Origin of the sequence: Bifidobacterium apri (assembly GCF_009299485.1) — a bacterium.
In the GTDB taxonomy this organism is placed as follows: Bacteria; Actinomycetota; Actinomycetes; order Actinomycetales; family Bifidobacteriaceae; genus Bifidobacterium; species Bifidobacterium apri.
This window is the reverse complement of the sequence record NZ_WBSO01000003.1, coordinates 202,868-229,594: the sequence shown is the minus strand read 5'-3', so window position 1 is coordinate 229,594 and position 26,727 is coordinate 202,868. Positions and strand designations below refer to the sequence as shown.

Sequence of the window (26,727 nt, the reverse complement as noted above, 5' to 3'; positions counted from 1 at the left end):
CCTCATCATTATAGGACAGTTTCACGTGGAAGGATTCCGCGTGTCGTGATTCAGCACCATCAGTTCACACCATACACAATGTCGTTCGCGCCCCAACCCGTACCCGGGCAAAGACACATGTCCGACATCATGATTCCAAAGTGCGCTTCGCCCTGATTGCCTGTGCCCGCGCAGCCAGCTCACCATCTGGCGGATACGCGACATGTTCAAGGGTCAACCCCCGCGCATCGATTGGACCGGTCGAGCCTTCACGCACGGGTTCAGCCATCTTTCGCGCGAACCAATCAAGGTTTTTCTTGCCGTTGCCCACTTGCACACACGCATTGACCAAGGAGCGCACCATATTGTGCGCGAATGCGTCAGCGACGATGGTGAAACAGACAAGTCCCGACTCCAAGGCCGGTACCCGGTACCCAGCAGGGTCACCGGTCTCCTGCACAAGCGAGGAGTCCGGGATTCTGGTCCAACGGGCGCGCTTGACTTCCCTGATGGTCGTGCCGCCCGGATTCGGGGTCGCGAACGAACCGAAATCGTGCAAGCCCACGGTCAATGCGGCCGCCTCATTCATCGCATCCACATCAAGCAACTGCGGGATGGCAAGAACGAATCCGCGCATTCTGGGGTCGACCGCCTTGCCGGCATCACAGATGCGGTAAACGTATGTCCGCTCAAGCGCAGAGAATCGGGCGTCAAAACCTTCCGGCGCCGAGCTGATGGATCGTATCACAATGTCAGCCGGCAGCACATGCTTGAGCCGTCGTTCCAATGCCTCGATGCCGTTCGTGGGCATATGCCCAATGCACGAGTCGAGAATCTCCGGCAGGACATCGACATGGCAAACCTGTCCCAGCGCATGCACGCCGGTATCGGTTCTGCCGGCGACCGTGACATGCAGTGCCTGATCGTCGGGAAGCCTGAGGATGGTTGCCAAAGCGTGTTCGAGTTCACCTTGTACCGTCCGCAGCCCAGGTTGCCGTGCCCAGCCGTGGAACTGGCCGCCATCGTAGGAACAATCAATTCTCAGTCTCATCGGCTTTAGTATACGACCCATGCGTTGAAATCGCGTGCGAGACCATGACGGCCAGCGTGCGCAGAATGCCACTCATGCGGATGAAACCGCCCCAACATACAGTGATGGGGGCTGGATCCATAGGACCCAACCCCCATCATTAGCAGTTGCGAAAAGTCACTGGACGTGACTCCTCACTCACTTCTCGTCGGCAGCCTTCTCGGCTTCGTCGGCCACATCGGCTTCCTCTGCCTGCTCGGCAGCTTCAGCGTCGGCAGCATCCGCGGTCTTGTCGAGATCGACGGCAGCAGCGTCAGCAGCAGCAACATCGTCGCCGGACTCGTTCGCAGCTACGGCCTGATCGACGGCGTCCTTAGCGGCGCCATCAGCGATTGCGGCATCTGCGGCGGCGGCGACAGCTTCACTGTCTTCCTTCGCAGCGGTCTTCGCAGCGGCTTCAGCTTCCTTCACCACAGCCTTCTTGGCGACCGGCTCGGTAACGAGCTCGATAATGGCCTGAGGAGCGGAATCACCACGGCGCGGAGCGATCTTGACGATACGGGTGTAGCCGCCCTCGCGCTGTTCCATCTGCTCAGCGATCTCGGTGAAGAGCTTGTGCACGATGGACTTGTCGCGGATGACACGCATCACACGACGACGGGAGTGCAGATCACCACGCTTGGCGAAGGTAATCAGACGCTCTGCCAGCGGACGCAGACGCTTTGCCTTCGGCAGGGTGGTCTTGATGCGGCCGTTGCGGAACAGGCTAGTCGCCATATTCGCGAGCATCAGACGCTCATGTGCCGGGCTCGACGCCAGACGTGGGCCTTTCTTCGGTTTTGGCATGTTTACTCCTTATTGTTCCCGATCAGGTGGGCAGATGCCCGAACATCCGGTCAGGAACGGTTGGTCAAAAGCGGGTTCACTCATCTTCCGGTGAGAAGAACGTGCCGCCTTCGAGGTTGTTGGCATCAAATCCGCCGAGTGGCGAAGGCTTGAGCGACAGGCCGAAACCTTTCAGCTTCTCCTTGACTTCGTCGATGGACTTCATGCCGAAATTGCGGATATCGAGCAAATCCTGCTCGGTGTGGGACACCAGCTCGCCGATGGTGTGGATCCCCTCGCGCTTGAGGCAGTTATAGCTGCGCTGCGTGAGGTTGAGATCCTCGATCGGGATGGACATCTCAGGATTGGTCTCTTCGGCAACCGGTGCCGGACCAACCTCGACGCCCTCGGCCTGGGCATTGAGCTCACGGCACAAGCCGAAAAGCTCAACCAAGGTCGAGCCAGCCGAAGCCACCGCATCACGCGGCGAAATGGCGGGCTTGGTCTCCACGTCCAGAATGAGCTTGTCGAAGTCCGTGCGCTGTTCCACACGGGTCGCCTCGACCTTGTAGCTCACCTTGAGAACCGGGGAGTAGATCGAATCAACCGGGATACGGCCGATTTCGTCATTATCCTGCTTGTTCATCTGAGCAGGCACATAACCGCGACCGCGTTCGACGGTGAACTCGATTTCGAGTTCGCCATCGTCCTCGAGCGTGGCGATGTGCAGATCCGGATTAGCGATGGTGACGCCGGCCGGCGGCGTGATGTCTCCCGCCGTCGCCTCGCCCTTACCGCTTTTGCGCAGATACATGACCACTGGCTCGTCGTATTCGCTGGTCAGCACGATGCCCTTGATATTGAGCAGGATCTCGGTGACATCCTCAACCACGCCGGGCAGAGTAGTGAACTCATGCAGGGCGCCGGAGATGCGGACCGAAGTCACCGCCGCCCCAGGAATGGAGCTGAGCAGCGTGCGGCGCAGAGAGTTGCCGAGCGTATAGCCGAAGCCAGGCTCGAGCGGCTCGATCACGAAACGTGAGCGCTGTGGATTGAGAGATTCCTCGGTAAGTGTCGGACGCTGTGCGATAAGCACTGTGGTTATCCTTTCAGCTTCTGATCGGTGGTGCACTCACCGGCCATAAGCGGGTTGGATGGGTGGATTGTATAAGTGCTCAGACGCGACGACGCTTCGGAGGACGAACGCCGTTATGCGCTTGTGGGGTGACGTCGGTGATGGAACCGACTTCGAGTCCGGCGGACTGCAGGGAACGGATGGCGGTTTCACGACCGGAACCCGGGCCCTTCACGAATACGTCGACCTTCTTGACGCCGTGTTCCATTGCCTTGCGGGCAGCGGATTCAGCGGCCATGCCAGCGGCGTACGGCGTGGACTTACGGGAGCCCTTGAAACCGACATCGCCACCGGACGCCCAAGAGACAACTGCTCCGGACGGGTCCGTAATCGAGATGATGGTGTTGTTGAAAGTGGACTTGATGTGCGCCTGCCCGACCGGCACCGACTTGCGGTCCCGGCGACGCGGCTTGCGCGCGGCTTGCTTATTAGCTGCCATTGACCCTCGTTTCCTAGTAACGAACTTGAATGCCCGGGCGATGAGTTAGTCCGACTCGTGACCCGGGGCACGCCACCTTACTTGGTGGCCTTCTTCTTTCCGGCGACCGTACGCTTCGGGCCCTTGCGGGTGCGGGCGTTGGTCTTGGTGCGCTGACCGCGCACAGGAAGTCCCCTACGGTGACGCTGGCCTTGGTAGCAGTTGATCTGGATCTTACGACGGATGTCCGCGTCGATCTCACGACGCAAATCGCCTTCGATCTTGTAGTTGGCTTCAAGATAGTCGCGCAGCGTAATAAGCTGCTCATCCGTAAGATCCTTGACGCGGGTATCCGGATTGATTCCGGTCGCGGCAAGCGTTTCCTTCGCACGAGTACGACCAACACCAAAGATATAGGTGAGGGCGATCTCGATACGCTTCTCATTTGGGATGTCGACTCCGGCAAGACGTGCCATTGCGATTCCTTTGTTTTGCGCAGGTCTCACACCGAATCGTCCGGTTTCCCGGCCCGGGCCTGCGTACCCGGGGTTCAGCTTACGCTGTGATTCAGTGTCTGTTCATATGCCGCTGGAAATCTGCTCAGCCCTGACGCTGCTTGTGGCGCGGGTTCGTGCAGATCACCATGACGCGGCCGTGACGACGGATCACGCGGCAGTTTTCGCAGATCCTCTTCACACTAGGGCTGACCTTCATGGTTTTCCTTTGCTTGTACCTTACTTGTAACGGTACGTAATACGTCCGCGGTTGAGATCGTAGGGGCTCATCTCCAGCACGACCCGGTCCTGCGGAAGAATACGAATGTAGTTCTTGCGCATCTTTCCGGAAATCGTAGCCAGCACGATGTGCTTGTTCTCAAGTTCAACGCGAAACATCGCGTTCGGCAGTGCTTCCACCACCTTGCCTTCGACTTCAATCACACCGTCTTTTGCCATAAGCCTCGTTCCGTTCCTCAGACGAATTACACTGGGTGCCCGAAGACACACCAAATTGCAATAATACACGAAAAGCTGATGGCACAACACTCGGCGTGTTGCACCATCAGCTGCATGAACGTTCGGTTGATCAGATTCAGCCGAGCTTGGCGATGATCTCCTTGTTGATGGTCTCGATCTCGCCGACACCATTGACGCTGACCAGCTTGCCGCGATTGCGGTAGATGTCAAGCAACGGCGCCGTTTCCTTCGCGTAGGTCTCAAGTCGCTTCGCGATGGCTTCCGGCGTATCATCAGAACGGCCTTCTTCAGCTGCGCGCTTCTTCATGCGCTCCAGCAGGACATCCTGCGCCGCGTCGAGCGCAACCGCATAATCCAAAGGAGTTCCGAGTTCCTCAAGCATCTTGTCAAGCGCTTCGACCTGGGCGGCGTTACGCGGATATCCATCAAGAATCCATCCGTTACGGGTGTCGTCCTTCGCAAGACGATCCTTGACGATGGAGTTCGTCAGTTCGTCAGGCACCAGTTCGCCCTTGTCGATATAGGCTTGGGCCTGTTTGCCGAGCTCGGTCTGGTTCTTCAGGTTGTAGCGGAAGATATCCCCCGTGGAGATCGCCGGGATGTTGTAATGCTTGCTCAGCAGAGCGGCCTGTGTTCCCTTGCCGACGCCCTGGGGTCCCATGATCAGCAGACGCATGTTGTTCCTTTCCTGTGGTAGCTGGCTGAATGAGCCATTAAATTCGCGGTCGCGCGCTGAAGAGCCTACTCACTCGAGCGAAACCGCGACATGTGCGCAATTGGTTTGGCATCTGAAACCCGTATTGCCCGAGCTTGGATACCAGTTCGGGTACAGCCCCGCAGAGCTGTAACCCGATGGTTCATCACTTGCCTTCGACGTGCTCGGTGTTCTCGAACAGGAATCCAGTGTACTGGAACTGCTCGGTCTGAGCCTTCGCCTGACGCAGCGTATCAAGGCCGACTCCAGCAATGATCAGGATTGTGGTGCCGCCGAACGGAAGGCGGTTGTTCAGCTGCATCGACATGATGAGCACAGTCGGGATGAGTGCGACGAACAGCAGGTAAATCGCGCCGACGGTGTCAAGGCGATTCATGACATAGCCGAGATAACGGCTGGTCGCGCTGCCTGCTCGGATGCCGGGGATGAATCCGCCGTAATCCTTCATGTTGTCGGCGACTTCGTCCGGATCGAAGGTGATGGACGTGTAGAAGAACGTGAAGAACACAATCTGGATGGCGTACAGCACGATGTACCACACGGTGGTGGTGCTCGCCAAATTGGTGTTGATCCACTTGACCCAGCTCTGCTCGCTGTTGCCGAACTGCGCGATCAGCGTCGGGATGGACAGAATCGAGGATGCAAAGATCGGCGGGATGACACCGCTCATGTTGATCTTCAGCGGCAGGTACGTGGACGAGCCGCCATACATCTTGCGGCCGATCATGCGGCGCGTGTACTGCACAGGAATCCGGCGCTGTGCCAACTCCACGTATACGACGAAGATCATGATGACGAGCAGGACGCCGACTACAATGCCGAACTTCGTCCAGTTGCCGTCCTTGCCGTTGGTGCCCCAGCCGATCTCCCACAGCTGCGGCAGGAAGCCGGAGCAGATGGACATGAAGATAAGGATGGACATGCCTTGGCCGATACCCTTATCGGTGATGAGCTCAGCCATCCACATGATGAAGCCGGTGCCGCCGGTCATGATCAGCACCATGACGACCAGATTCCACACGGAATCGTTGGGAATCACCTGGGAGCACTGGTAATTGAACAAGGCGCCGGAACGGGCCGTCACGAGAATGGTGGTGGACTGCAGCACCGCCAAGCCGATGGTCAGATAACGCGTGTACTGGGTGAGCTTGGCTTCACCTGATTGGCCTTCCTTATGCAGCATCTCGAAGCGAGGAATGACCACACGCAGCAGCTGGATGACGATGGACGCCGTGATATAGGGCATGACGCCCAGCGCGAAGATCGACAGCTGAAGCATGGCGCCGCCGGAGAAGAGATTGACCAGACCGATAAAGTTCTCGGATACCGTGTTCATCTTGCCGACGCATTGCTGGACGACCTTCACGTCGACACCCGGTGTCGGGATGAATGAGCCGATACGGTAGATGATGATCATACCAAGGACAAAGAGGATCTTATTCCTCAATTCCTTGGTCTTGAAGGCCTGGATTAACGTCCTCACCTGGGGTTCCTTCCCTTGTGTCATGCGCGAGGAAACCACGCGAACGTGCAATTACACACTCTAAGTTCCACAGTCTACCCTACGCCGTCTACCTGACGTGCCCCCATGCGCGACAGGCGTGTGCGATGCGGAAGGCTGAGTCTATACTGATTGATGATTCTGAATACGATGTGACCCTCCCCTGGTACAGGAGAGGGTCACATCCGCTTGTCAACTAGGCAAGCGTCACCGAGTTCAGTCCTCGGAGATGGAGCCGCCTGCGGCTTCGATCTTGGCCTTGGCGGAGGCGGAAGCCTTCACGCCCTTGATGGTGAACGCCAGCTTGGTGTCGCCATCACCCAGGATCTTGACCGGGCTGCCAGCACGCACGGCGTGCTTCTTGACCAGATCGGCCACGGTGACTTCGCCGCCCTCAGGGAACAGCTCATTCAGCGTAGCGATGTTGACGACCTGGTTGACCTGCTTGAACGGGCTCTTGAAACCACGAAGCTTCGGAAGACGCATGTACAGCGGCAGCTGTCCGCCTTCAAAACCAGGACGAACCTGATAACGCTTCTTGGTGCCCTTGGCTCCACGGCCCGAGGTCTTGCCCTTCGAACCTTCACCGCGGCCTACGCGGATACGGTCCTTCTTGGCTCCCGGAGCCGGGTGCAGATCATGCATTTGCAGGATGTCTGCTTCTTCGTTTGCCATAATCAGTCAGCCTCCTCGACGGTGACCAGGTGGCGCACAGCGTTGACCAGGCCACGGTTTGCGGCGGTGTCCTCACGGACGACGCTCTGGCCGATCTTGTGCAGGCCCAGGGTCTGCACCGTAGCACGCTGGCGTGGAGTGGTGTTTACCACACCGTGGATCAGGGTGATCTTCAGATTGGCCATCACTCACCATCCTTCGTTTCAGCGGCTGCCTTGGCCTGAGCTTCCTCACGGGCCTTGCGGGCCTCGGCGATACCCTCTGCACGGGCGCGCAGCAGCGCGTCAGGAGCAACCTCTTCGAGCGAGAGACCACGGCGTGCCGCGATCTCTTCCGGCTCTTCAAGCTGCTTGAGGGCAGCCACGGTCGCACGAACCACGTTCACCGCAGTCGCGGAGCCCATGGACTTGGTGAGGATGTCGGAGATGCCGGCGCACTCCATGACGGCGCGCACTGCACCGCCGGCGATAACACCGGTTCCAGGGGCTGCCGGGCGAAGCATCACGGTGCCTGCAGCGTCATGGCCAATCACCGGATGGGTGATGGTGCCCTTGACACGCGGAACAGTGAACATGTGCTTCTTGGCGTCCAGCTGACCCTTGGCGATAGCCGCCGGGACCTCACGGGACTTGCCGTAGCCGACGCCCACAGTGCCCTTGCCGTCGCCGACAACCACGAGGGCGGCGAAGCTGAAGGTACGACCACCCTTGTGGGTCTTGGACACGCGGTTGATGGTCACCACGCGATCGAGCAGTTCATCACCGTGATTCTCTTCACGACGGTTGCGACGCTCACCACGACGGCCTTCACCGCGCTGGCCACGACGGGATTTGCGCTCGTCATTGTTCTCTGCAGCAGCCTGAGTGTTCTGAGTTTCTTCAGCCACTTGGGTTTCCTTCTCGTTGTCGCTCACAGTGCCAGACCTCCCTCGCGGGCGCCATCAGCAACAGCTGCGACGCGACCATGGTACTTGTAGCCGCCGCGGTCAAACACGACCTGAGTGATGCCGGCATCCTTGGCGCGCTGGGCGACAAGTTCGCCGACCTTCTTGGCCGCTTCTACCTTGGTGCCTTCGAACCCATCGAAATCGTGGGAGATGGTGGAAGCGCTCACCAGGGTGATGCCCTTGGTGTCGTCCACAATCTGGGCGACCATATGGCGGTTGGAACGGGTGACCACCAGGCGCGGACGCTCCGGAGTGCCGGAAATGCGCTTGCGCAGGCGGGCGTGACGACGAAGACGGGAGACCTTCTTGCCCTTGCCGAAAATCTTGACGCTCATATCACTTACCAGCCTTTCCAGCCTTGCGCAGGATGTGCTCGTCGCTGTACTTGATGCCCTTGCCCTTGTAGGGTTCCGGAGCACGAAGCTTGCGGATGTTCGCGGCAGCCTGCCCAACGGCCTGCTTGTCGGTACCCTTGACGATCACCTGGTTGGCGTTCGGCAGTTCGAACTCGATGCCTTCCGGCGGGTTGACGGTGATGGTGTGCGAGTAGCCGAGGGAGAACTCAATGCTCTTGCCCTTGAGCTGCGCACGGTAACCGGTGCCAACGATATCGAGGGTCTTGGTGTAGCCCTCGTGCACACCCTTGACCATGGAAGCGATGATCGAGCGGGCCAGACCGTGCTTGGCACGGGTCGGACGCAGATCGTCAGCCGGGGTCAGGATGATCTCGTTGTCTTCGACCTTCGCGGTGATGCCCTCAGGAATCACGAAGGAATCAGAGCCCTTCGGGCCCTTGGTGGAGAAGGTCTGACCTTCAATCTTGACCTCCACGCCAGCCGGGATGGTGACGGGGAGCTTACCAATATGCGATGCCATGTTTCAGCTCTCCTTTCTCACCAAACGTAAGCGACGATTTCGCCGCCGATGCCCCGGTCGAGGCATTCCTTCTGGGTCAGCAATCCCGAGCTCGTCGAGATGATGGCGACACCGAGGCCACCGAGCGGCATCGGCAGGGAGTCGGACTTCGCATAGCGACGCATGCCCGGCTTCGAAATACGCTTGATGCCCTGGATGGAACGCTCACCGTGAGGACCATACTTCAGCGTGATTTCGAGGGTCTGGCCGACCTTGGCTTCCTTCGCCGTGAAATCGGCGATGTAGCCTTCGCGCTTGAGGATCTCAGCGATGTTCGCCTTGAACTTGGAGTACGGCATATCCACGGTCTGGTGCTTTGCCGCGCTCGCATTACGCAGACGCGTGAGCATGTCTGCGATCGGATCTGTCATTGTCATGTGGGCTAACGCCCTTTCTCGCCGTGGTTTCCGCCGCCCTCACGGGTGCTGAGCACCCGATTGGGCCGCGGACCTTCAGCGTCGATGTTTACCAACTGGACTTCGTAACTCCGGGCAGCTCGCCACGGTGAGCCTTCTCGCGAAGGCAGATGCGGCACAGGCCGAACTTGCGGTACACGGAGTGGGGACGACCACAAACCTGGCAACGCGTGTAGGCGCGCACCTTGAACTTCGGCTTAGCGGCCGCCTTGTTCTTCAGAGCGGTTTTTGCCATTTCAGTTCTCCTTGAAGGGGAAACCGAGGTGCTTGAGCAGCACGCGGGCTTCCTTGTCGTCCTTGGTGTTCGTCACCACGGTGATGTCCATACCACGGACGTGGTCAATGGAATCAGGATCGATCTCATGGAACATGGACTGCTCGGTGAGACCGAAGTTGTAGTTGCCCTGGCCGTCGAACTGGTTGCCGTCGATACCGCGGAAATCGCGGATACGCGGCAGGGCCAGCGTCAGAAGACGGTCGAGGAACTCCCACATGCGATCGCCGCGGAGCGTGACGTACGCGCCGATGGCCTGGCCTTCACGCAGATGGAACTGCGCGACGGACTTCTTCGCATGGGTGATCTTCGGCTTCTGACCGGTGATGGCCGTCAGGTCCTTCACAGCACCTTCGATGAGCTTGGAGTCGCGGGCAGCGGCGCCGACGCCCATGGAGACGACGACCTTCTGGAGACGAGCCACCTGCATCGGGTTGGAATACTTGAATTCCTTCTCGAGCTCAGGCACGATCTGGTCGAAGTACTTCTGCTTCAAGCGCGGAGTTGCCGGCGCTTCGACTGTGGTATCGGTCATGCCAGCTCCTTTCCGGACTTCTTGGCGACGCGCACGCGCACGGTCTTCACCTTGCCGTCACGAGCCTCCTGCTTAACGATCACGCCAACGCGGGTCGGCTGCTTGGTCTCCGGGTCAATCAGCATCACGTTGGAGCGATGGATCGGCGCTTCGACCGGGACGATGCCGGACTGCTGGCCCTGCTGGGTGGCGCGGACATGCTTCTTGACGATCTGCACGCCTTCGACGATCAGTCGATCGTTCGGCAGCACGCGCAAGACTTTGCCTTCCTTGCCGCGATCCTTGCCACGGATGACCTTGACCTGGTCGCCGCTCTTGATCTTGGCTACCATTCAGATCACCTCCGGAGCGAGGGACACGATCTTCATGAAGCGCTTGTCGCGCAGTTCACGACCGACCGGTCCGAAGATACGAGTGCCCTTGGGTTCCTGGCCAGAGCCGAGGAGCACAGCGGCGTTCTCGTCGAACTTGATGTAGGAACCATCCGCACGGCGGTGTTCCTTGACGGTGCGGACGACAACGGCCTTGACCACGTCGCCCTTCTTGACCGACCCGCCAGGAATGGCGTCCTTGACGGTGGCGACGATCACGTCGCCGATGCCGGCATAGCGTCGCTTCGATCCGCCGAGCACTCGGATGGCCAAGATCTCCTTGGCACCCGTGTTGTCGGCGACATGAAGCCGCGTTTCCTGCTGAATCATTGATTCTCCTTAGCCGAGCTGGTTCTCCCCGAGCACCCTTGCGGGTGATCGCGGAGCCTTGCCGAACTTGTTACTTGGCGCGCTCGATAATGGTATCGAGACGCCAACGCTTGGTCTTGCTCAGAGGCCGAGTCTCCATAATACTCACGAGGTCGCCAACGTGGGCTTCGTTGTGTTCATCATGGGCCTTGACCTTACGGGTGGAGCGAACAACCTTGCCATACAGGGGGTGGGTCGAACGCTGCTCGAGCTCGACGGTAATCGTCTTGTCCATAGCTTCGGACACGACATAACCGCGACGAACCTTGCGGAAGTTACGCTCTTGCTTTTCAGCCATGCTTACTTCTCCTCAGCTTTCGTATCCGCAGCCTCAGGCTCCTCGGTGATACCGAGTTCGCGTTCACGCAGGACGGTGTACATCCGGGCGATGTCGCGCTTGACAGCCTTGAGACGGGCGGTGTTTTCGAGCTGGCCGGTTGCGTGCTGGAAGCGCAGGTTGAACAGCTCTTCCTTGGACTTCTTCAGGAAGCCTTCGATTTCCGCATTGGTCTTCTCGTTGAGATTCTTGATGGAATAGTCTGCAGTTCCGACTGACATCAGATGTCACCGCCTTCACGCGCGATAATACGGCACTTCATGGGGAGCTTGTCGATTGCGCGGCGCAGAGCCTCGTGAGCGACATCCTCCGAGACACCACCGATCTCGAACATAACGCGACCGGGGTGGATATCGGCGATCCAGAACTCAGGCGCGCCCTTACCGGAACCCATTCGGGCGCCGAGCGGGTGCTTGGTCAGCGGGCGATCCGGGAAGATCGTGATCCACACACGACCACCACGCTTGATGTAGCGGGTCATCGCGATACGTGCGGCTTCGATCTGACGGTTCGTCACGTATGCCGGTGCAAGCGCCTGGATGCCGTAATCGCCGAAAGCGATCTCGTTGCCGCCCTTGGACATGCCATGGCGGTCCGGGCGATGCTGCTTGCGGTATTTAACTCTCTTTGGGATAAGCATTCCAGCTCACTCCTTCGTTTCCGTTGCGGCAGGAGCCTCAGCTTCGGCTGCAGCCGGTGCCGCCTGGGCGGCTTCGGTCGCGGGCTTCTGCTGGGCGGAACGCTGACCGCCACGACGCGGGCGGCGATCGCCGCGACGACCCGGACGGCTGTTGTTCTGCTGAGCCTGCTGCTCTTCGAACTGAGTCTCAGTCATATCGCCCTTGTAGATCCACACCTTCACGCCGATACGGCCGTAGGTGGTGCGAGCTTCGAAGAAGCCGTAATCAATGAGGGCACGGAGAGTCTGCAGCGGAACGCGACCCTCGCGATAGAACTCGGAACGGCTCATTTCCGCACCGCCAAGACGGCCGGAGAGCTTGATACGGATACCCTTGGCGCCAGCACGCATCGCGTCCTGCTCCGCCTTGCGCATGGCACGACGGAAGGTCACGCGGTTGGTCAGCTGCTCAGCGATGCTCTGGGCAACCAGCTGGGCGTCGAGCGCTGCGTTCTTCACTTCGAAGATGTTGAGCTGAACCTGCTTGCCGGTGAGCTTCTCGAGCTTCGCGCGAACGCGCTCAGCTTCAGCACCACGGCGGCCGATCACGATACCCGGGCGTGCAGTGTGGATATCCACGCGCACACGGTCACGGGTACGCTCGATAACGATGCGGGACACGCCCGCACGCTCGAGATCCTTGCTCAGCGTCTTGCGGATCTTGTCATCCTCAAGCACGAAATCACGGTAACGCTCGCCAACCTTGTTGGAATCGGAGAACCACTTGGAACGATGGTTCTCAGTGATACCCAGGCGATAGCCAAAGGGATTGATCTTCTGACCCATCTTTAGCGGGCTCCTTCCTTGCTAGCGACAACGACCGTGATGTGGCTGGTGCGCTTGTTGATACGAGCGGCACGGCCCTGGGCACGGGCGCGGAAACGCTTGAGCGTCACGCCTTCGTCCACATAGGTCTCCTTGATGAACAGATCGTTCTCGCGGAACGGCTCGCCGGCCTTGTCGGCCTTCACGCGAGCGTTGGCGATAGCGCTCTCCAGAGTCTTGCGCACCGGAAGTGCTGCGGACTGAGGAGCGAACTTGAGAACGGTGATGGCATCGGTCGCACGCTTGCCTCGGATGAGGTCGACCATGCGGCGAGCCTTGCGCGGCGTCACGCGGACGTGACGAGCGATTGCTTTAGCTTCCATGTGTCTTGTCTCCTCTTTAGCGGCGTGCCTTCTTGTCGTCCTTCACATGACCCTTGAAGGTCTTGGTCGGGGCGAACTCGCCGAGCTTGTGGCCAACCATTGCCTCGGTGACGAACACCGGCACATGCTTGCGGCCGTCATGGACGGCGAAGGTGTGGCCGATGAAGTCCGGGGTGATCATCGAACGGCGCGACCACGTCTTGATGACGTTGTGCGTGCCCTTCTCGTTCTGCTCGTCGACTTTCTTCTGCAAGTGGGCGTCGACGAATGGGCCCTTCTTGATGCTACGAGTCATCTACTCGACACTCCCTTACTTGCGGTTCTTACCATTCGGACGACGACGAACAATCATCTTGTTCGAAGCCTTCTTCGGACGGCGAGTACGAACTTCGCCCTTGCCCCACGGAGACACTGGCGGCTTGCCACCACGAGTACGACCGCCGTGCGGGTGGTCGACCGGGTTCATGGACTCACCACGGGTGATCGGGCGCTTGCCCATCCAACGTGCACGACCTGCCTTGCCGAGCTGGACGTTGGCGTGATCGGCGTTGCCGACCTCACCGACGGTCGCGCGGCAGCGAGCGTCGACGTTGCGGATTTCGCCGGACGGCATACGCAGCTGGGCGTAGGCGCCATCCTTGGCGACGAGCTGGACGGCGGCACCAGCGGAACGCGCGATCTTCGCACCGCCCAGCGGGCGAAGTTCGATGGCGTGGACGATGGTACCAGTCGGGATGTTGCGCAGCGGCAGGTTGTTGCCGGGCTTGATATCGGCCTGCTCGCCGGTCTCAATGATGTCGCCCTGCTTGATGCCTTCCGGAGCGATGATGTAGCGCTTCTCACCATCTGCATAGTGCAGCAGCGCAATACGTGCGGAACGGTTCGGGTCGTACTCGATATGAGCGACCTTTGCCGGCACGCCGTCCTTGTCCCAACGCTTGAAGTCGATGAGACGGTACTGGCGCTTGTGACCGCCGCCGCGATGGCGGGAGGTCATGCGGCCATAAGAGTTACGACCGCCGGTCTTGGTGAGCTTGCGAACCAGCGACTTTTCAGGCGTGTTGCGCGTGAGATCGGAGAAATCCGACACGGACGCGTTGCGACGGCCTGCAGTCGTCGGCTTATAAACGCGGATAGCCATAATGTAGTTCTTCCTTTGACTTTCTCGGCTAGCCTTCAGTTACCGAAGATGTCGATCGTCTGGCCCTCGGCCACGGTCACGATCGCACGCTTCTGATTGACGCGCTGACCGAAACCGGTGCGGGTGCGCTTACGCTTGCCCGCGCGGTTGAGGGTGTTGACATTCGTCACCTTGACATTGAAGATCTCTTCGATGGCCTGCTTGATCTGCACCTTGTTCGCGCTCGGCGCCACAACGAAGGTGTAGCGGCCGCGATCGGACTCGGCGTAGCTCTTCTCAGAGACAACAGGCTTGAGGATGATGTCGTGTGCTGGCTTGTGAATTGCGACCATGTGGATCAGGCCTCCTTCGTGGCCGACTTCGTCTTCGCTGCAACGAAGGCGTCGAAGCCTTCCTTCGAGAAGACGACATACTGAGCGGTGACCACATCGTACGTGTTGAGCTGATCCGCGAAGATCGGGTGCACGGTCGGGATGTTACGCACCGACAGCCACTCATTGATGTTGTCGCGAGAGAACACCACGGTGGTGAACTGGTTGGAGCTCACGGCGTTCAGCGCGGTAACAGCGGTCTTCGTGGACGGGGTCTCGATACCACCGAAATCGATGACACCGATGTGACCGGCGTTGGCGCGATCGGAGAGGATGTAACGCAGAGCTGCGGCCTTCATCTTCTTCGGGGTGCGCTGGCTGTAGTCACGCGGAACCGGTCCGTGGACAACGCCGCCGTGGTACCACTGCGGAGCGCGGATGGAGCCCTGGCGTGCACGGCCGGTGCCCTTCTGCTTCCACGGCTTCTTGCCGCCGCCGGAGACCTTCGCACGGTTCTTCACCGCGTGGGTGCCCTGACGGGCCGCGGCGAGCTGTGCGATGACCACCTGGTGGATCAGCGGGATGTGGGCATGGACGTCTTCAGCGGAAATGCCGAAGATCTCAGCCGGCGCCTCAACGGTGCCAGCGGCCTGTCCCTTGACGTCAGTGACGTTCAGAGTAACGTTTGCCATGGTTTCAGGCTCCCTTCACTGCCGAACGGACGAGAACGATACCGCCCTTAGGCCCCGGAATGGCGCCCTTGATGGCGAGGATGCCGTTCTCGACATCCGAGGAGACGACGGTAAGGCTCAGCACGGTGTTGGTCTCATGACCCATACGACCGGCCATGCGCTTGCCCTTGAGAATACGGCTCGGAGTTGCGCATGCACCGACTGAACCGGGGCGACGCTCGTTCTTGTGAGAGCCGTGGGTACGGCGATAGGACTTGAAGCCCCAACGCTTGATGGTGCCGGCGAAGCCCTTGCCCTTGGTGGTGCCGGTGACGTCCACCAGCGTGCCTTCGGAGAAGACCTCAGCGGTCAGTTCCTGACCGGGCTTGTACTCCTCGGCGTTGTCCGTGCGCACCTCTGCGAGGTGGCGGCGCGGGGTGACACCAGCCTTGGCGAAATGACCAGCGAGCGGCTTGGTCACCTTCGTCGGGTCGATCTGGCCGTAGCCGAGCTGGACAGCCTTGTAGCCGTCGGTTTCCTCGGTCTTGACTGCGGTGACCACGTTGGTGGACACGTCAACCAAAGTGACGGGAACGAAGAAGCCGTTCTCATCCCAGACCTGCGACATGCCGAGCTTACGGCCGAGCAGTGCAGTGCGATTCTTGTTCTGTGACATAGCGGTTCCCTCCTCCCTTACAGCTTGATCTCGATGTTGACATCCGCAGGCAGATCAATATGCATCAGGGAGTCCACGGCCTTCGGGGTCGGGTCCACGATGTCGATGAGACGCTTATGTGTGCGCATCTCGAAATGCTCGCGAGAATCCTTGTACTTATGAGGAGAACGGATAACACAGAATACGTTCTTCTCGGTCGGCAGAGGAACCGGGCCCACCACAGTGGCACCCGCGTTCGTCACCGTCTCGACGATTTTCTTCGCCGATTGGTCGATGACCTCATGGTCATAGGACTTAAGCCTGATGCGGATTTTCTGTCCCGCCATTGCCGTCCGCCCTTTCTAGCGATTCGTTTACTGTTTACCAACCTGTCGCAGGGCACCGGCGAGCCCGACCCAAGGCATAACACCCCGGTCATAACCACATCAGTGCGCAGCCAGACAACGACCCACTCGGGACCGTCGACGCCACGCTCGCTTTTTTGATTCCAATATGCGAGCCTTAAACAGGCAACTTGATTATTAAACCACGTGCCATGTATAAGATTTCCGCGGCGTGTCGAACCTTGGACCACCAAAGCACGGCACATCACGCCCCCATCCATGGCATGAGGCCCAACTGAGTATAGGGCATCCTCCCCTTCATCGCCACACCGGTGTGGCGGAACACCGCATATCACTCATTCCCCAGTTCGCACAGCTAAACTGGGGCTATCCTCTTGGTGATGACACTGGCGTTGAAGAATGGAGGCACATCATGGTACAGCTTCGCTATGAACCGGTGTTGGGCGATACACCCCAGTTCGATTTTGGCAATCCGCGTTCCGCCACCTGGACGGAATTCGACGCCGACCTCACCAATTGCGCCTATCCCGCGCATGCCGTCCAGATCATCCGCGATACGCGTCTGGCATTCGCGAACAGCGATATGCCCCGCTCCCGCTATTGGTCCGTCCCCGACGACATCGATATGGTCACCGATATCCCCTATCTCGACGACGACGTGCGCGGGCACCGGCTCGATCTGTATCTGCCGCATGATGCCGTAGTCAGAGGCGGCCATGCACTCCCCGTCTATGTGGATATCCACGGCGGCGGATTCGTCTACGGATATAAGGAACTCAACCGCAATTTCAATGTCACGCTCGCCCAGCACGGGTTCGCGGTCTTCTCCCTCAACTACCGGCCTGCGCCGCAGACTGATTTCATCGGGCAATTGCAAGACATCGCAGCCGGCCTGACATGGATCGCGCAACACGGCGACGCGTACCCCATCGACCTGAGGCATTGCTTCATCACCGGCGACTCCGCCGGCGGCACGCTCGCATTCTACCAAGCCGTACTGCAGAACAATCCGTGGGCGGCGCGCGCATACGACATCACGCCATCGGGACTGTCCATCAACGGCATCGCCACAATCTCAGGTCTTTTCGACATTTCCCCATTCACCCCTGGAGTACCGCACCCGCACTACGGCGATGAGCGGCCGGACGATGTGGTATCGGTGATCGGCCCGCAATTCTTCAAGCGTCTGGCCGGCATCGACCCGGATGTCAGATTCAGCACCGACCTCATCCGCAATTGCGCCATCCCGCCTGCATATCTGGTGACCAGCAGCGACGATTTCATCGAAGCCGAAACCCTGGCGTTGGCTACATCACTGTCCCATGCGCACAAGGATTTCGAGCTTCATGATGTCAAGGCGCAGCCGGGCGCCAGCCTGGGACACGTGTACAGCGTGTGCATGTCATGGCTTGACGAAAGCAAAGAAGTCTTCCGCCAAATACATGATTTCTCCTACCGTCTGATCCGGTAGCAAACCGCATGTCGGAGCCGACCGTTCACACCTGCGGACCCACCGGCAGACCACCGGCTGGCATCATGTATCCGTCAGCTTCGCGCTATATACCAAGCTTTGTATCGGCGAACTGTTTGATGAAATCCTGCCAGTTCTTGCACATCAGATGGCGCACTCCATTGAGAAACACATCACGGATGGCGTCAGGCTCGACTTGCGAGGAATCGTCAAGCAGGTACCACTGGACCAAACCGTGCCACAACGCGAGAATCTGCAAGGCGGTCTGTCGCGAATCGAGAGCTGGATGCATCTCCCCCTGCCGTTGCAAGCGGGAGCACAACCGGGTCCAATGCTCGACGGTCTCGCGGTCTTTGCGCATCAGATAGGCGTTCGCAGGATTCTGCGGTTGCATAGCCAAACCACGCAGATAGGTCAGCAAACGCAAACGGTTGCATCGCCGGAGTCTGGCATCGATGAGATCGGTCAGTGCGCTGGCGTTGAATTCAGGCCACGCGGTCTCCAGATCGTACTGTTCGCGTTCCCTTGCATCAGCGAGTTCCATCGCCCCCACCAAAAGATGATCTTTCGTCGGGAAATGGTACAGCACACTGGACTGCGGTATGCCCGTCGCCTCGGAGATCCGCACGACAGTCACATCGTCGTACCCGGATTGATCGACGAGGTCCAACACCGTCGAACAGATCAGTTCACGCCGCACCCTGCTGGGGGCGTACTTGCCCCGTGGCGCGCGATGCTGCGGTCTAGTCAATTCCTCTGTTTCATGCACAACGGGAATGATAGCATCTCGGCTTTTACCCGTCCTAACCTCTGCGACGAACGCATGGTGCCGCCGCATTCGGAACCCGTGCCGCCCCGTGGCGGCCCCGCCCTGGCATACCCGTCCCTTTTGGCGCGTCACCAAAATCTCCCGTAGGATGCACATATGGCATCACGAGCGTTCCCGCATCACATCCCCCGGCAGGCGTCACTGGCACGATGGGTACCCCGGCAACCCGGCAGCTGGGCGATGGTGCTGGCTCCGGCGATGGTCGGAACCGTGTCGGCCGGACTGTCCGGCCGCCCATTCGCCCATACCATCGCGATGGCATTGCTGATCAGCTGGGATTGGGCGTTGTGCTACTGCACCCAATATGCCCTCAGCCGGTGGATGTTCTCCCCCGCCGGACGCCGATCCGCCGCCGCATGGCTCGGCTGGACGCTTGCAACGGCCATATGCGGGTGCGCAACGCTTGCCGCCGCCCCCGGACTCCTTCGTTGGGCTCCGATATTCGCCGTCCTGTGCGCCGCCAGCCTGTTGGATATCGCGGTTCGTCACAGCGCCAGCGGCATGGTATCGCAGACGGCGGGCATCATCGCCTCATGCCTGGTCCCCGCAGTGTTGCCATCAGCCGTGGATTCCGCCGCGGCGGTATTGCCCGATGATTTGGCATGGTGGAACGCCTTCGGATGGTGGCCGCCACAGGCCTTCGACGCACGCCTGCTCTCCGTCGCCGCCATGATGTTCGCCTATGAATTCGGTTCGCTGTTGTTTGTACGCAGCATGATCCGCCGGTTCGGCGACCACCGGTATCGGCAGGCTGCGATCCTGTGGCATGTCGGCATACTGCTTGCAGCCATGATGGCGGCGTATCTGGGGGTGTTCACCCGGCCATGGGCCGCGATTCTTGCCGCACTGGTGTTGACCGCGCGTGTCGGGGTATGGGACGCGGCGAATACACGGCAGCGGCCGCCGATATCCCGTCTCGCCTTGACTGAGTGTGTGTCGGTGGCGCTGACAAGCATCTGCACGGTCATCGCGTGCATGCCTTGACCGAACCGCGGAGCATCAGGCGTCGGCCCCTGCGCGTGACGCCATCCGCAGGCGGGAGAGGCAGAGCACCGACTCTTGACAGTCCGACTGATAGAACGACGTTGCGCCGCCATACCCGAAGGCATGGCGGCGCAACGTCGTTCACCGCTTACGAGACTGGGCTCGTATGCGTCACTTCACGCGCTGGGAGGCTTCCTCAGTGGCGGCGACGCCGAGACGATCGACGCGCAGCTTGTGCCCTTCAGCCTGGGAGACACCGTAATATGCCGCGATGGCGATGTCCTCCATGTCTTCGATGAGCGGGATGCGCGGGTTCGCCGGCGTGCACTGATCCTCGTAGGCGCGCATGCCGATACGATCGATCAGCGACCAGTACGTATCTTCATCGACACCGCAAGCCTTGAAGCTGGCGTCCATACCGAGCTTGTTGTCGCGGTAGTCCTCGATGGCACGGGCGAGATTCTCCACACCTTCCTCAGGGGTCTTGCCCGGGTCGATGCCGATCAGGCGAGCGATGTCCTGATACCGCTGCGGAGCCACATACTTGTTGTACTTCGGCCAGCTGGTCGGTTCGGACGGGACCTGGCCGTTGTATCGAATGACGTACGGCAGCAGAATGGCGTTCGTGTGCCCGTGGACCACGTGGCACAGCGCGCCGATGGTGTGCGCCATGCTGTGGCACATGCCCAGGAAGCCGGAGCCGAATGCCATGCCGGCCATGGTGGCTGCATTATGCATATGCTCCTGCGCGGCGGTCTTCTCGAGGCCGGCCTCACCGTTGACGGACTCGGACAGGTTGTCCCAGATGATCTTGATGGCGTGCAATGCCATCGCGTCGGTGAAATCGTTCGAGTAGACGGACACGTATGCCTCGATCGCGTGGGTCAGGGCGTCCATGCCGGAATCGCAAGCCAAGCGGCGCGGCTGGGTGCGGGCGAGCACCGGATCGACGATGGCCACCGACGGGGTCAGCGCGTAATCGGTGATCGGGTACTTGTAGCCGGTCTTGTGGTCGGTGATCACGGCGTACGGGGTGACTTCCGAGCCAGTGCCGGAAGACGTCGGGATGCACACGAGCTTGGCCTTCTCGCCCAGCGGCGGGATCTTGAACGCGCGCTTGCGGATATCGAAGAACTTCTCGCGCACATCGGAGAAGGCGATTTCCGGGTGCTCGTACATGAGCCACATGACCTTCGCGGCGTCCATCGCAGAGCCACCGCCGACGGCGATGATGGTGTCGGGCTTGAACTCGTCGCGCATCATGGACGCGCCACGCTCGACGGTCTCAACCGACGGCTCCGGCTCAACATAGTCGATGATACGGAAGGTGACGCGGTTCTGACGGGCACGCAGCTGGTCGATGATCTTGTCGACCACGCCAAGTTGTTCCATGACCTTGTCGCATACGATAACCGCACGGTTAAGGTTGTACATGTCGCGCAGATACCGGATGGCGTTCGGCTCGAAATAGGTCTTCGACGGCACCTTGAACCACTGCATGTTGTTGTTCCTCCGTGCGATGCGCTTGATGTTGATGAGATTGACGGCCTGGACGTTGCCGGACACCGAGTTGCCGCCGTAGGAGCCGCAGCCGAGCGTCAGGGACGGGGCGATGGAATTGTAGATATCGCCGATGCCGCCGAGCGAGCTCGGGGAGTTCCAGATGATACGGCAGGCGTGCATACGCAGGCCGAACTCACGGGCCAGGTCCTGATTGTTGGTATGGATGGCGGCGGTGTGGCCGGCGCCATGCTTGAGCATCTCTTCACACATCTCGAAGGCCTGCTCCTTGCTGTCGGCCTTGAGCACGGCGTGAACGGGGCAAAGCTTCTCAAGGGTGAGCGGTTCCATCTCACCAACTTCCTTGCATTCAGCAGCGAGGATGGTCACGTCGGCGGGGACTTCGAAGCCCGCCTCATGCGCGATGTATTGCGGGGATTTGCCCGGCACGATGGAGTTGAGCTTGGGAGAGCCGCCGGAATACGCGGTGCAACCGAACATGTACTGTTCGAGCTTGGCCTTTTCGTCGGCGTTCACGAAGTATGCCTTGCGACGCTTGAGTTCCTTGACCAGCGGGTCGTAGATGTCCTTGTGGGCGATGATCGCCTGTTCGGTGGCGCAGATCATGCCATAGTCGAAGTGCTTGGACAGAATGAGGTCGTTGGCTGCACGTTCGATATCGACATCGGAATCCACGTATGCGGGGGCATTGCCTGGGCCCACGCCAAGAGCCGGCTTGCCGGAGGTGTAGGCGGCTTTGACCATGCCCGGCCCACCGGTCGCAAGAATCGTGGCGACACCGTCGTGCCGCATGAGCGCGCCGGTCGCCTCGATGGACGGGTGCTCAATCCACTGGATACAGTTCTCAGGTGCGCCCGCGGCAATGGCGGCGTCACGCACGATCTTGGCGGCGGCGACGGAGCACTTCTGCGCGAACGGATGGAAGCCGAAGACGATCGGGCAACGGGTCTTCAGTGCGATCAGGGACTTGAAGATGGCGGTGGAGGTCGGGTTGGTGACCGGGGTGACACCAGCGACGACACCGACCGGTTCAGCGATTTCATCGATGCCGAGGACGTCGTCGGAGCGGATGATGCCGACGGTCTTCTGCCCTGCCAGATAATGGGTGACATGCTCGCAAGCGAAGATGTTCTTGGTCGCCTTGTCTTCGACGAGGCCACGACCGGTTTCGTCCACGGCCATCTTCGCCAGCTGCAGATGCTTGTTCAGCGCCGCGACAGACGCCTTCGCGACGATGTGGTCAACCTGCTTTTGATCCAGCTTCTCGAATTCCTTCAGGGCAACCTGGGCCTTCTTGACCAGCTCGTCAACCTCGGCCTGAGCCGCGATCAGCTTTTCTTCGGGGCTTGGCTTGGTAGCCTCTGTTTTCTTTGCTTCTGCCAATTGGTCCTCCTCGAGCCTGTAGTGCATAAGAGGTCACCGCCGGTCGGCGGCTCGTCACCGAAATGTGTGACCTTCATCACAATGTAGCGGATAACCGGTACGTTCTCGTACTTGCGTGGTGTTGAGCGTTTCATGGAACTCGCCGAGCATCTCATGCGCGATATTGAACGTATTTTGTTTGCTTCTGTTACCTTCGTTGCACAACTAGGCAAATACCCTAACAACTGACCATATTGTGTGCGATGTTTACGCAAACAGCAATCGCAGACCTTACAATGGCACCATGAAAAATCCGCCATTGCACCGCTACGCTACACGGCCGGGCTTCTACTTCACCGAAGACGGCGGGGCGGATGCCGTTGTCAGGTCAGAAACAGCAGACCACATCTGGCTGTGCGTCTACGAGCCACTCGACCGGCCATCCGCGTTCTACAACGAAGCAGTACGCCTGTTCAAGGGGTCGCCGATCCCATGGACGCAAGAAGTGCGATCGTTCCCGATCTGCTCAAGAATCATCGAATCCATGTACGTGCGAGAGACCCTGTTCGCCATGAGCGGCCCAAACTACGGTCTGTGGTACGTCCATCTGCCAAAAGCGTGGGATGGCATGCGCTACGCCTATCGGGTGGACGGACAGTGGAATCCGAAGCACGACGTACGCTTCAACCCATACAAAATCCTGCTCGACCCCTACGGCAAAGGCATCGACGGGACAATGAAACTCGACCCCTCCGCATTCTCCTATGAGTGCGGCATCGACAACGGCGTCGTCCACGGCTCCCCCGACGGCAAGATGAGCACCCTCGACTCTTTGGGCAGCATGCCAGTATCGGTGGCCATCGACGACAGGGACACCACCAAGCACGAAGGCGAACCTTCCCACCCCCACGTGCCATGGAGCAAAACCGTCATCTACGAACTCCATGTCAAAGGCTTCACCGCGAACGCGCCATGGCTGCCACAGGAACTGCGCGGCACCTACGCGGGACTCGCCCACCCCACCACCCTGTCCTACCTGCAAACCCTTGGGGTCACCTCCATCGAATTGCTGCCGATCCAAGCCAAACAGGACGAACTGTTCCTCCAGCAACGAGGCCGACACAACTACTGGGGATACTCGACACTCGGATACTTTGCCCCGGAACCGTCTTACGCCACCCAGGCCGCACAACGTTCAGGCCCCCGCGCCGTCAGGCAGGAGGTCATCGATATGGTCCGCGCACTGCATGAGGCCGGATTCGAAGTCATCATGGACGTGGTGTACAACCACACGTGCGAAGGCGGAACAGACGGCCCGACCGTATGCTGGCGTGGATTGGACGAACTGTCCTACTACCGTCACCAGCGCAACAACCCCGGCCGTCTCGAAGACACCACCGGCTGCGGCAACACGCTTGACTTCACCAACACCCATGTCGTCACCTTCGCCATCGACAGTCTGCGATATTGGGCGAAACGCATCGGCGTTGACGGCTTCCGCTTCGACCTTGCCGCCTCGCTGGCGCGTCTCGACGGCAACTTCACCAAACACCACCCATTCCTGTACGCCCTGCGCAGCGACATGCTGCTCGGCAATCTCAAGCTCATCATGGAACCATGGGATGTCGGCTACCAAGGATGGCGCACCGGACAGTTCGGCATGCCCTTCGGCGAATGGAACGACGCCTTCCGCAACGCGGTCAGGCAATTCTGGCTGACCGATCCGGTCGAACGGCCCGGCAACAGTGAAACCGGCATGCAGGAGATGGCCACCCGCTTGTGCGGTTCCGCAGACCTCTTCGCCACCGAGCCCGGGCGCGGCGCACCGTCATCCATCAACTTCATCTCTTGCCACGACGGCTTCACCACCGCCGACCTCACCACATACGCGCGCAAGCACAACGAAGACAACGGCGAGGACAACAACGACGGATCGAATGTCAACTATTCGGTCAATTTCGGCCACGAAGGGCCGTCCGACGATCCCGCAATCAACAAACGCCGCGAACGGGCAGCCCTCAATATGCTCGGCACACTGCTGCTGTCGTTGGGAACGCCGATGCTTCAGGCAGGCGACGAATTCGGCAATAGCCAGCAGGGCAACAACAACGCTTACTGCCAAGACAATGACATCACATGGCTGCAATGGGATTGGATGAACTCGACCGGCAAAAACCGGCAATTGAAGATCTTCGAATCCGTGTCAAGACTGATTTCGGCACGCAAATCCCTGTCACTGTTCCATACGGAGGATTTCTATACCCGTCTTACGCAAATCGGATTGTTCAAACAGTCCAACCGCGTACAGTGGTTCCTGCCCGACGGCAATGCCCCGGTCAACACTGACTGGTCGAACAAGATGACCCGCCGCTTCACCATGCGCCTCATCGCCCGCAATGCCGCCGACCTGCTCATCGTCATCAATGGCGATGCCGGCGATTGCAGCTTCCGGCTGCCCGCCGACAGTTCATGGCAGACCGTGTGGAGCTCGGCGCAAGCAGAGGGCATCGAGCCCGCGCCCGGCGCGAAAGTCACCGTTGCCCAGCATTCGCCTGACACCAACTGGATGGCAATGCATCTGGCACAATACGCCCTCAGCGACGTGATCGCCCATGCCCAAAACACGGCACATGACTCCACCTCGGCGATGACCCCCCAAGTCCCAAGCATCATCAATCAGGCAGACGCGTTCGAACCGTTGCATCATGCAGATCGCGCAATCGCAGACGAGGATGTGCCGGCAGCCACGACGCCGATGGAAGATGCCGCGGGCAACCCTGCCATGCGCGCGGCGCAACATCGCACCGCCACCCCGCCACAAGACACCTGGATGGTCCCCGAATACAGCATCACGCTGATGCAACAGATCAAGCCGACTGACCAATCCGACTGATATCGACGGTGATCGTTACACGATCATCCCCGTCCCCGGCAAGGCCTACAGCGAGAACACCGGAAGGCCTTGCCCCAGCCGTTGCTGCTCGTCGAGCATGCTGATGGCCTAGGCAAACGACAAATGCCGGCACCCTTTCGGGATACCGGCATTGTGCATTGCGGTGCGTGAAAGCACACGCACAAGCGAACTTAACGCTTCGAGAACTGCGGAGCGCGACGTGCCTTGTGCAGACCAGCCTTCTTGCGCTCGACGACACGGGAGTCGCGAGTCAGGAAGCCAGCCTTCTTCAGCGTGATGCGGTTCGCTTCACGGTCGACCGCGTTCAGCGCGCGAGCGACACCAAGACGGATGGCACCAGCCTGACCGGTGGTGCCGCCGCCGTCCACGAGGACGATGGCGTCGAACTTGCCCTCGAGCTTAAGCAGCACGATCGGGGAATTCACCTCACGCTGCAGCAGCTTGGACGGGAAATACTCCTCAAGCGTGTGGCCGTTGATCGTCCACTTGCCGGTGCCCGGAACCAGACGAACACGGGCGACAGCTTCCTTGCGGCGGCCGGTGCCGTAGCAAGGGGCAATCTGGGACGTACCGGTGCCAGCGCCAGCGTTGGTTTCGGTGGTGTACGAGGTGAGCTCCTCTTCGGTCTCGAGAACCGCGGAGTCGTTGGTGTTTTCAGCCATGTTTCTTTATCTCCCTTCGGTTCACTTGGCCTGCTGAGAAACCTGCGTGATCTCGAAGACCTGCGGCTTCTGCGGGGTGTGCGGATGCTCTTCGCCGGCGAAAACGTGCAGACGGTTGAGCTGCACCTTCGCAAGACGGTTCTTCGGCAGCATGCCACGGACAGCGGCGGTGATGATACGCTCCGGCTTACGCTCGAGCAGGTCGGCGTACTTGTCGCGACGCAGGCCGCCAGGACGGCCGGAGTGCGAGTACAGCTCCTTGTCGAGCTTGTTGCCGGTCAGCGCCACCTTCGCGGCGTTGATGACGATGACATGATTGCCGGAATCGGCGTGCGGCGCGTACGTCGGCTTGTTCTTGCCGCGCAGCAGGATGGCGACCTGCGTCGCGAGACGGCCGAGCACCACGTCAGTGGCGTCGACGACGTACCACTCATGAGTCAGATCATCTGGCTTCGGTGTGAAAGTCTTCACGGTTGTACCTTTTCTCATATTGTGTTCCAAACCAAGCTGTCCGTAACCACGAAACCGCCCGGTTTTCTTATCGTGGGCTCCCTGAAAGTCCTCGATGGCGAGTGGGAAAGCGCTTTGAAGGACCCCTT

37 protein-coding genes are annotated in these 26,727 nt (G+C 59.8%); 3 read left to right on the top strand and 34 right to left on the bottom strand.

What is annotated here, in order from left to right; all coding sequences use genetic code 11:
* Positions 1 to 127: 127 nt before the first annotated feature.
* From truA to rpsJ, 30 genes are all read right to left on the bottom strand, one after another.
* Complete coding sequence (truA, locus tag DSM100238_RS03580) at positions 128 to 1,030, bottom strand: tRNA pseudouridine(38-40) synthase TruA (protein ID WP_152355339.1); 903 nt, start codon at positions 1,028 to 1,030, stop codon at positions 128 to 130.
* 177 nt (positions 1,031 to 1,207) lie between these two features.
* On the bottom strand, positions 1,208 to 1,855 hold the full coding sequence (gene rplQ / locus DSM100238_RS03575) for a 50S ribosomal protein L17 (protein ID WP_152355338.1): 648 nt from the start codon (positions 1,853 to 1,855) through the stop codon (positions 1,208 to 1,210).
* A gap of 76 nt (positions 1,856 to 1,931) precedes the next feature.
* Positions 1,932 to 2,930: a DNA-directed RNA polymerase subunit alpha gene (locus tag DSM100238_RS03570; protein ID WP_152355337.1), complete on the bottom strand. Its 999-nt coding sequence runs from the start codon at positions 2,928 to 2,930 to the stop codon at positions 1,932 to 1,934.
* Positions 2,931 to 3,009: 79 nt separating this feature from the next.
* Positions 3,010 to 3,408: a 30S ribosomal protein S11 gene (gene rpsK / locus DSM100238_RS03565; protein ID WP_015450949.1), complete on the bottom strand. Its 399-nt coding sequence runs from the start codon at positions 3,406 to 3,408 to the stop codon at positions 3,010 to 3,012.
* 77 nt (positions 3,409 to 3,485) lie between these two features.
* Positions 3,486 to 3,863 (bottom strand): 30S ribosomal protein S13, encoded by a 378-nt coding sequence (rpsM, locus tag DSM100238_RS03560; RefSeq protein WP_015450950.1) that lies wholly within the window; start codon positions 3,861 to 3,863, stop codon positions 3,486 to 3,488.
* A 124-nt stretch (positions 3,864 to 3,987) separates the two neighbouring features.
* Positions 3,988 to 4,101 carry a 50S ribosomal protein L36 gene (gene rpmJ, locus DSM100238_RS03555; protein ID WP_003814578.1) on the bottom strand — a complete coding sequence of 38 codons (114 nt, stop codon included), beginning with the start codon at positions 4,099 to 4,101 and terminating at the stop codon, positions 3,988 to 3,990.
* Positions 4,102 to 4,121: 20 nt separating this feature from the next.
* On the bottom strand, positions 4,122 to 4,340 hold the full coding sequence (gene infA, locus DSM100238_RS03550; RefSeq protein ID WP_015450951.1) for a translation initiation factor IF-1: 219 nt from the start codon (positions 4,338 to 4,340) through the stop codon (positions 4,122 to 4,124).
* A 136-nt stretch (positions 4,341 to 4,476) separates the two neighbouring features.
* Entirely contained in the window at positions 4,477 to 5,037 is a 561-nt protein-coding gene (locus DSM100238_RS03545) for an adenylate kinase (protein ID WP_152355336.1), read from the bottom strand.
* A gap of 184 nt (positions 5,038 to 5,221) precedes the next feature.
* Entirely contained in the window at positions 5,222 to 6,559 is a 1,338-nt protein-coding gene (gene secY / locus DSM100238_RS03540) for a preprotein translocase subunit SecY (RefSeq protein WP_152355335.1), read from the bottom strand.
* A 234-nt stretch (positions 6,560 to 6,793) separates the two neighbouring features.
* Positions 6,794 to 7,252, bottom strand: a complete 459-nt coding sequence (gene rplO, locus DSM100238_RS03535) for a 50S ribosomal protein L15 (protein ID WP_152355334.1) — start codon at positions 7,250 to 7,252, stop codon at positions 6,794 to 6,796.
* A 2-nt stretch (positions 7,253 to 7,254) separates the two neighbouring features.
* On the bottom strand, positions 7,255 to 7,437 hold the full coding sequence (gene rpmD, locus DSM100238_RS03530; protein WP_015450955.1) for a 50S ribosomal protein L30: 183 nt from the start codon (positions 7,435 to 7,437) through the stop codon (positions 7,255 to 7,257).
* Positions 7,437 to 8,165 (bottom strand): 30S ribosomal protein S5, encoded by a 729-nt coding sequence (rpsE, locus tag DSM100238_RS03525; RefSeq protein ID WP_015450956.1) that lies wholly within the window; start codon positions 8,163 to 8,165, stop codon positions 7,437 to 7,439. Before rpsE ends, rpmD begins: the two co-directional genes overlap by 1 nt.
* Positions 8,162 to 8,533 carry a 50S ribosomal protein L18 gene (gene rplR / locus DSM100238_RS03520; RefSeq protein WP_152355333.1) on the bottom strand — a complete coding sequence of 124 codons (372 nt, stop codon included), beginning with the start codon at positions 8,531 to 8,533 and terminating at the stop codon, positions 8,162 to 8,164. The genes rpsE and rplR overlap by 4 nt, the downstream gene beginning before the upstream one ends.
* Position 8,534: 1 nt before the next feature.
* On the bottom strand, positions 8,535 to 9,074 hold the full coding sequence (rplF, locus tag DSM100238_RS03515) for a 50S ribosomal protein L6 (protein ID WP_152355332.1): 540 nt from the start codon (positions 9,072 to 9,074) through the stop codon (positions 8,535 to 8,537).
* A gap of 17 nt (positions 9,075 to 9,091) precedes the next feature.
* Positions 9,092 to 9,490 (bottom strand): 30S ribosomal protein S8, encoded by a 399-nt coding sequence (gene rpsH / locus DSM100238_RS03510; RefSeq protein ID WP_015450959.1) that lies wholly within the window; start codon positions 9,488 to 9,490, stop codon positions 9,092 to 9,094.
* A gap of 88 nt (positions 9,491 to 9,578) precedes the next feature.
* Positions 9,579 to 9,764, bottom strand: a complete 186-nt coding sequence (locus DSM100238_RS03505; protein WP_003808046.1) for a type Z 30S ribosomal protein S14 — start codon at positions 9,762 to 9,764, stop codon at positions 9,579 to 9,581.
* 1 nt (position 9,765) lies between these two features.
* Positions 9,766 to 10,338 carry a 50S ribosomal protein L5 gene (gene rplE, locus DSM100238_RS03500; RefSeq protein ID WP_015450960.1) on the bottom strand — a complete coding sequence of 191 codons (573 nt, stop codon included), beginning with the start codon at positions 10,336 to 10,338 and terminating at the stop codon, positions 9,766 to 9,768.
* On the bottom strand, positions 10,335 to 10,670 hold the full coding sequence (gene rplX / locus DSM100238_RS03495; RefSeq protein ID WP_152355331.1) for a 50S ribosomal protein L24: 336 nt from the start codon (positions 10,668 to 10,670) through the stop codon (positions 10,335 to 10,337). The genes rplE and rplX overlap by 4 nt, the downstream gene beginning before the upstream one ends.
* Positions 10,671 to 11,039: a 50S ribosomal protein L14 gene (gene rplN, locus DSM100238_RS03490; protein WP_015450962.1), complete on the bottom strand. Its 369-nt coding sequence runs from the start codon at positions 11,037 to 11,039 to the stop codon at positions 10,671 to 10,673.
* A gap of 70 nt (positions 11,040 to 11,109) precedes the next feature.
* On the bottom strand, positions 11,110 to 11,376 hold the full coding sequence (gene rpsQ, locus DSM100238_RS03485; protein ID WP_152355330.1) for a 30S ribosomal protein S17: 267 nt from the start codon (positions 11,374 to 11,376) through the stop codon (positions 11,110 to 11,112).
* Between the two features lie 2 nt (positions 11,377 to 11,378).
* Positions 11,379 to 11,636 carry a 50S ribosomal protein L29 gene (gene rpmC, locus DSM100238_RS03480; protein WP_152355329.1) on the bottom strand — a complete coding sequence of 86 codons (258 nt, stop codon included), beginning with the start codon at positions 11,634 to 11,636 and terminating at the stop codon, positions 11,379 to 11,381.
* Entirely contained in the window at positions 11,636 to 12,055 is a 420-nt protein-coding gene (rplP, locus tag DSM100238_RS03475; RefSeq protein WP_015450965.1) for a 50S ribosomal protein L16, read from the bottom strand. The genes rpmC and rplP overlap by 1 nt, the downstream gene beginning before the upstream one ends.
* A 6-nt stretch (positions 12,056 to 12,061) precedes the next feature.
* Positions 12,062 to 12,880, bottom strand: coding sequence for a 30S ribosomal protein S3 (gene rpsC, locus DSM100238_RS03470; protein WP_152355328.1), 819 nt, complete (start codon positions 12,878 to 12,880; stop codon positions 12,062 to 12,064).
* A 2-nt stretch (positions 12,881 to 12,882) separates the two neighbouring features.
* Entirely contained in the window at positions 12,883 to 13,242 is a 360-nt protein-coding gene (gene rplV, locus DSM100238_RS03465; RefSeq protein ID WP_152355327.1) for a 50S ribosomal protein L22, read from the bottom strand.
* Between the two features lie 16 nt (positions 13,243 to 13,258).
* The gene (gene rpsS, locus DSM100238_RS03460; protein ID WP_015450968.1) at positions 13,259 to 13,537 is read right to left on the bottom strand and encodes a 30S ribosomal protein S19; all 279 of its coding nucleotides are present in this window, start codon (positions 13,535 to 13,537) and stop codon (positions 13,259 to 13,261) included.
* 15 nt (positions 13,538 to 13,552) lie between these two features.
* Positions 13,553 to 14,383 carry a 50S ribosomal protein L2 gene (gene rplB / locus DSM100238_RS03455; protein ID WP_152355326.1) on the bottom strand — a complete coding sequence of 277 codons (831 nt, stop codon included), beginning with the start codon at positions 14,381 to 14,383 and terminating at the stop codon, positions 13,553 to 13,555.
* Positions 14,384 to 14,418: 35 nt separating this feature from the next.
* Positions 14,419 to 14,715, bottom strand: a complete 297-nt coding sequence (gene rplW, locus DSM100238_RS03450; protein WP_026502402.1) for a 50S ribosomal protein L23 — start codon at positions 14,713 to 14,715, stop codon at positions 14,419 to 14,421.
* A 5-nt stretch (positions 14,716 to 14,720) separates the two neighbouring features.
* Positions 14,721 to 15,386, bottom strand: a complete 666-nt coding sequence (rplD, locus tag DSM100238_RS03445; RefSeq protein WP_026502403.1) for a 50S ribosomal protein L4 — start codon at positions 15,384 to 15,386, stop codon at positions 14,721 to 14,723.
* 4 nt (positions 15,387 to 15,390) lie between these two features.
* Positions 15,391 to 16,041, bottom strand: a complete 651-nt coding sequence (rplC, locus tag DSM100238_RS03440; RefSeq protein WP_026502404.1) for a 50S ribosomal protein L3 — start codon at positions 16,039 to 16,041, stop codon at positions 15,391 to 15,393.
* Between the two features lie 17 nt (positions 16,042 to 16,058).
* Entirely contained in the window at positions 16,059 to 16,367 is a 309-nt protein-coding gene (gene rpsJ, locus DSM100238_RS03435; protein ID WP_003827292.1) for a 30S ribosomal protein S10, read from the bottom strand.
* Positions 16,368 to 16,797: 430 nt separating this feature from the next.
* Between rpsJ and DSM100238_RS03430 the strand changes: the two genes are divergently transcribed.
* The gene (locus DSM100238_RS03430) at positions 16,798 to 17,856 is read left to right on the top strand and encodes an alpha/beta hydrolase (RefSeq protein ID WP_152355325.1); all 1,059 of its coding nucleotides are present in this window, start codon (positions 16,798 to 16,800) and stop codon (positions 17,854 to 17,856) included.
* Between the two features lie 85 nt (positions 17,857 to 17,941).
* On the opposite strand, the gene DSM100238_RS03425 is transcribed toward DSM100238_RS03430, so the two are convergent.
* Positions 17,942 to 18,607, bottom strand: coding sequence for a TetR/AcrR family transcriptional regulator (locus tag DSM100238_RS03425; RefSeq protein ID WP_167511013.1), 666 nt, complete (start codon positions 18,605 to 18,607; stop codon positions 17,942 to 17,944).
* Positions 18,608 to 18,781: 174 nt separating this feature from the next.
* Here DSM100238_RS03425 and DSM100238_RS03420 point away from each other — a divergent pair, with 174 nt between their 5' ends.
* A complete protein-coding gene (locus DSM100238_RS03420) occupies positions 18,782 to 19,669 on the top strand; it encodes a YwiC-like family protein (protein WP_152355323.1) in 888 nt (295 codons plus the stop codon).
* A 171-nt stretch (positions 19,670 to 19,840) separates the two neighbouring features.
* Here the strand turns inward: DSM100238_RS03420 and adhE are convergent, their stop codons facing one another.
* The gene (gene adhE, locus DSM100238_RS03415) at positions 19,841 to 22,573 is read right to left on the bottom strand and encodes a bifunctional acetaldehyde-CoA/alcohol dehydrogenase (RefSeq protein WP_152355322.1); all 2,733 of its coding nucleotides are present in this window, start codon (positions 22,571 to 22,573) and stop codon (positions 19,841 to 19,843) included.
* A gap of 283 nt (positions 22,574 to 22,856) precedes the next feature.
* Between adhE and glgX the strand changes: the two genes are divergently transcribed.
* Positions 22,857 to 25,445, top strand: coding sequence for a glycogen debranching protein GlgX (gene glgX / locus DSM100238_RS03410; RefSeq protein ID WP_152355321.1), 2,589 nt, complete (start codon positions 22,857 to 22,859; stop codon positions 25,443 to 25,445).
* Positions 25,446 to 25,636: 191 nt separating this feature from the next.
* Here the strand turns inward: glgX and rpsI are convergent, their stop codons facing one another.
* Together rpsI and rplM are read right to left on the bottom strand one after the other, a co-directional pair.
* Positions 25,637 to 26,128 carry a 30S ribosomal protein S9 gene (gene rpsI / locus DSM100238_RS03405; RefSeq protein WP_152355320.1) on the bottom strand — a complete coding sequence of 164 codons (492 nt, stop codon included), beginning with the start codon at positions 26,126 to 26,128 and terminating at the stop codon, positions 25,637 to 25,639.
* 21 nt (positions 26,129 to 26,149) lie between these two features.
* Positions 26,150 to 26,599, bottom strand: coding sequence for a 50S ribosomal protein L13 (rplM, locus tag DSM100238_RS03400; protein WP_152355319.1), 450 nt, complete (start codon positions 26,597 to 26,599; stop codon positions 26,150 to 26,152).
* Positions 26,600 to 26,727 lie beyond the last annotated feature (128 nt).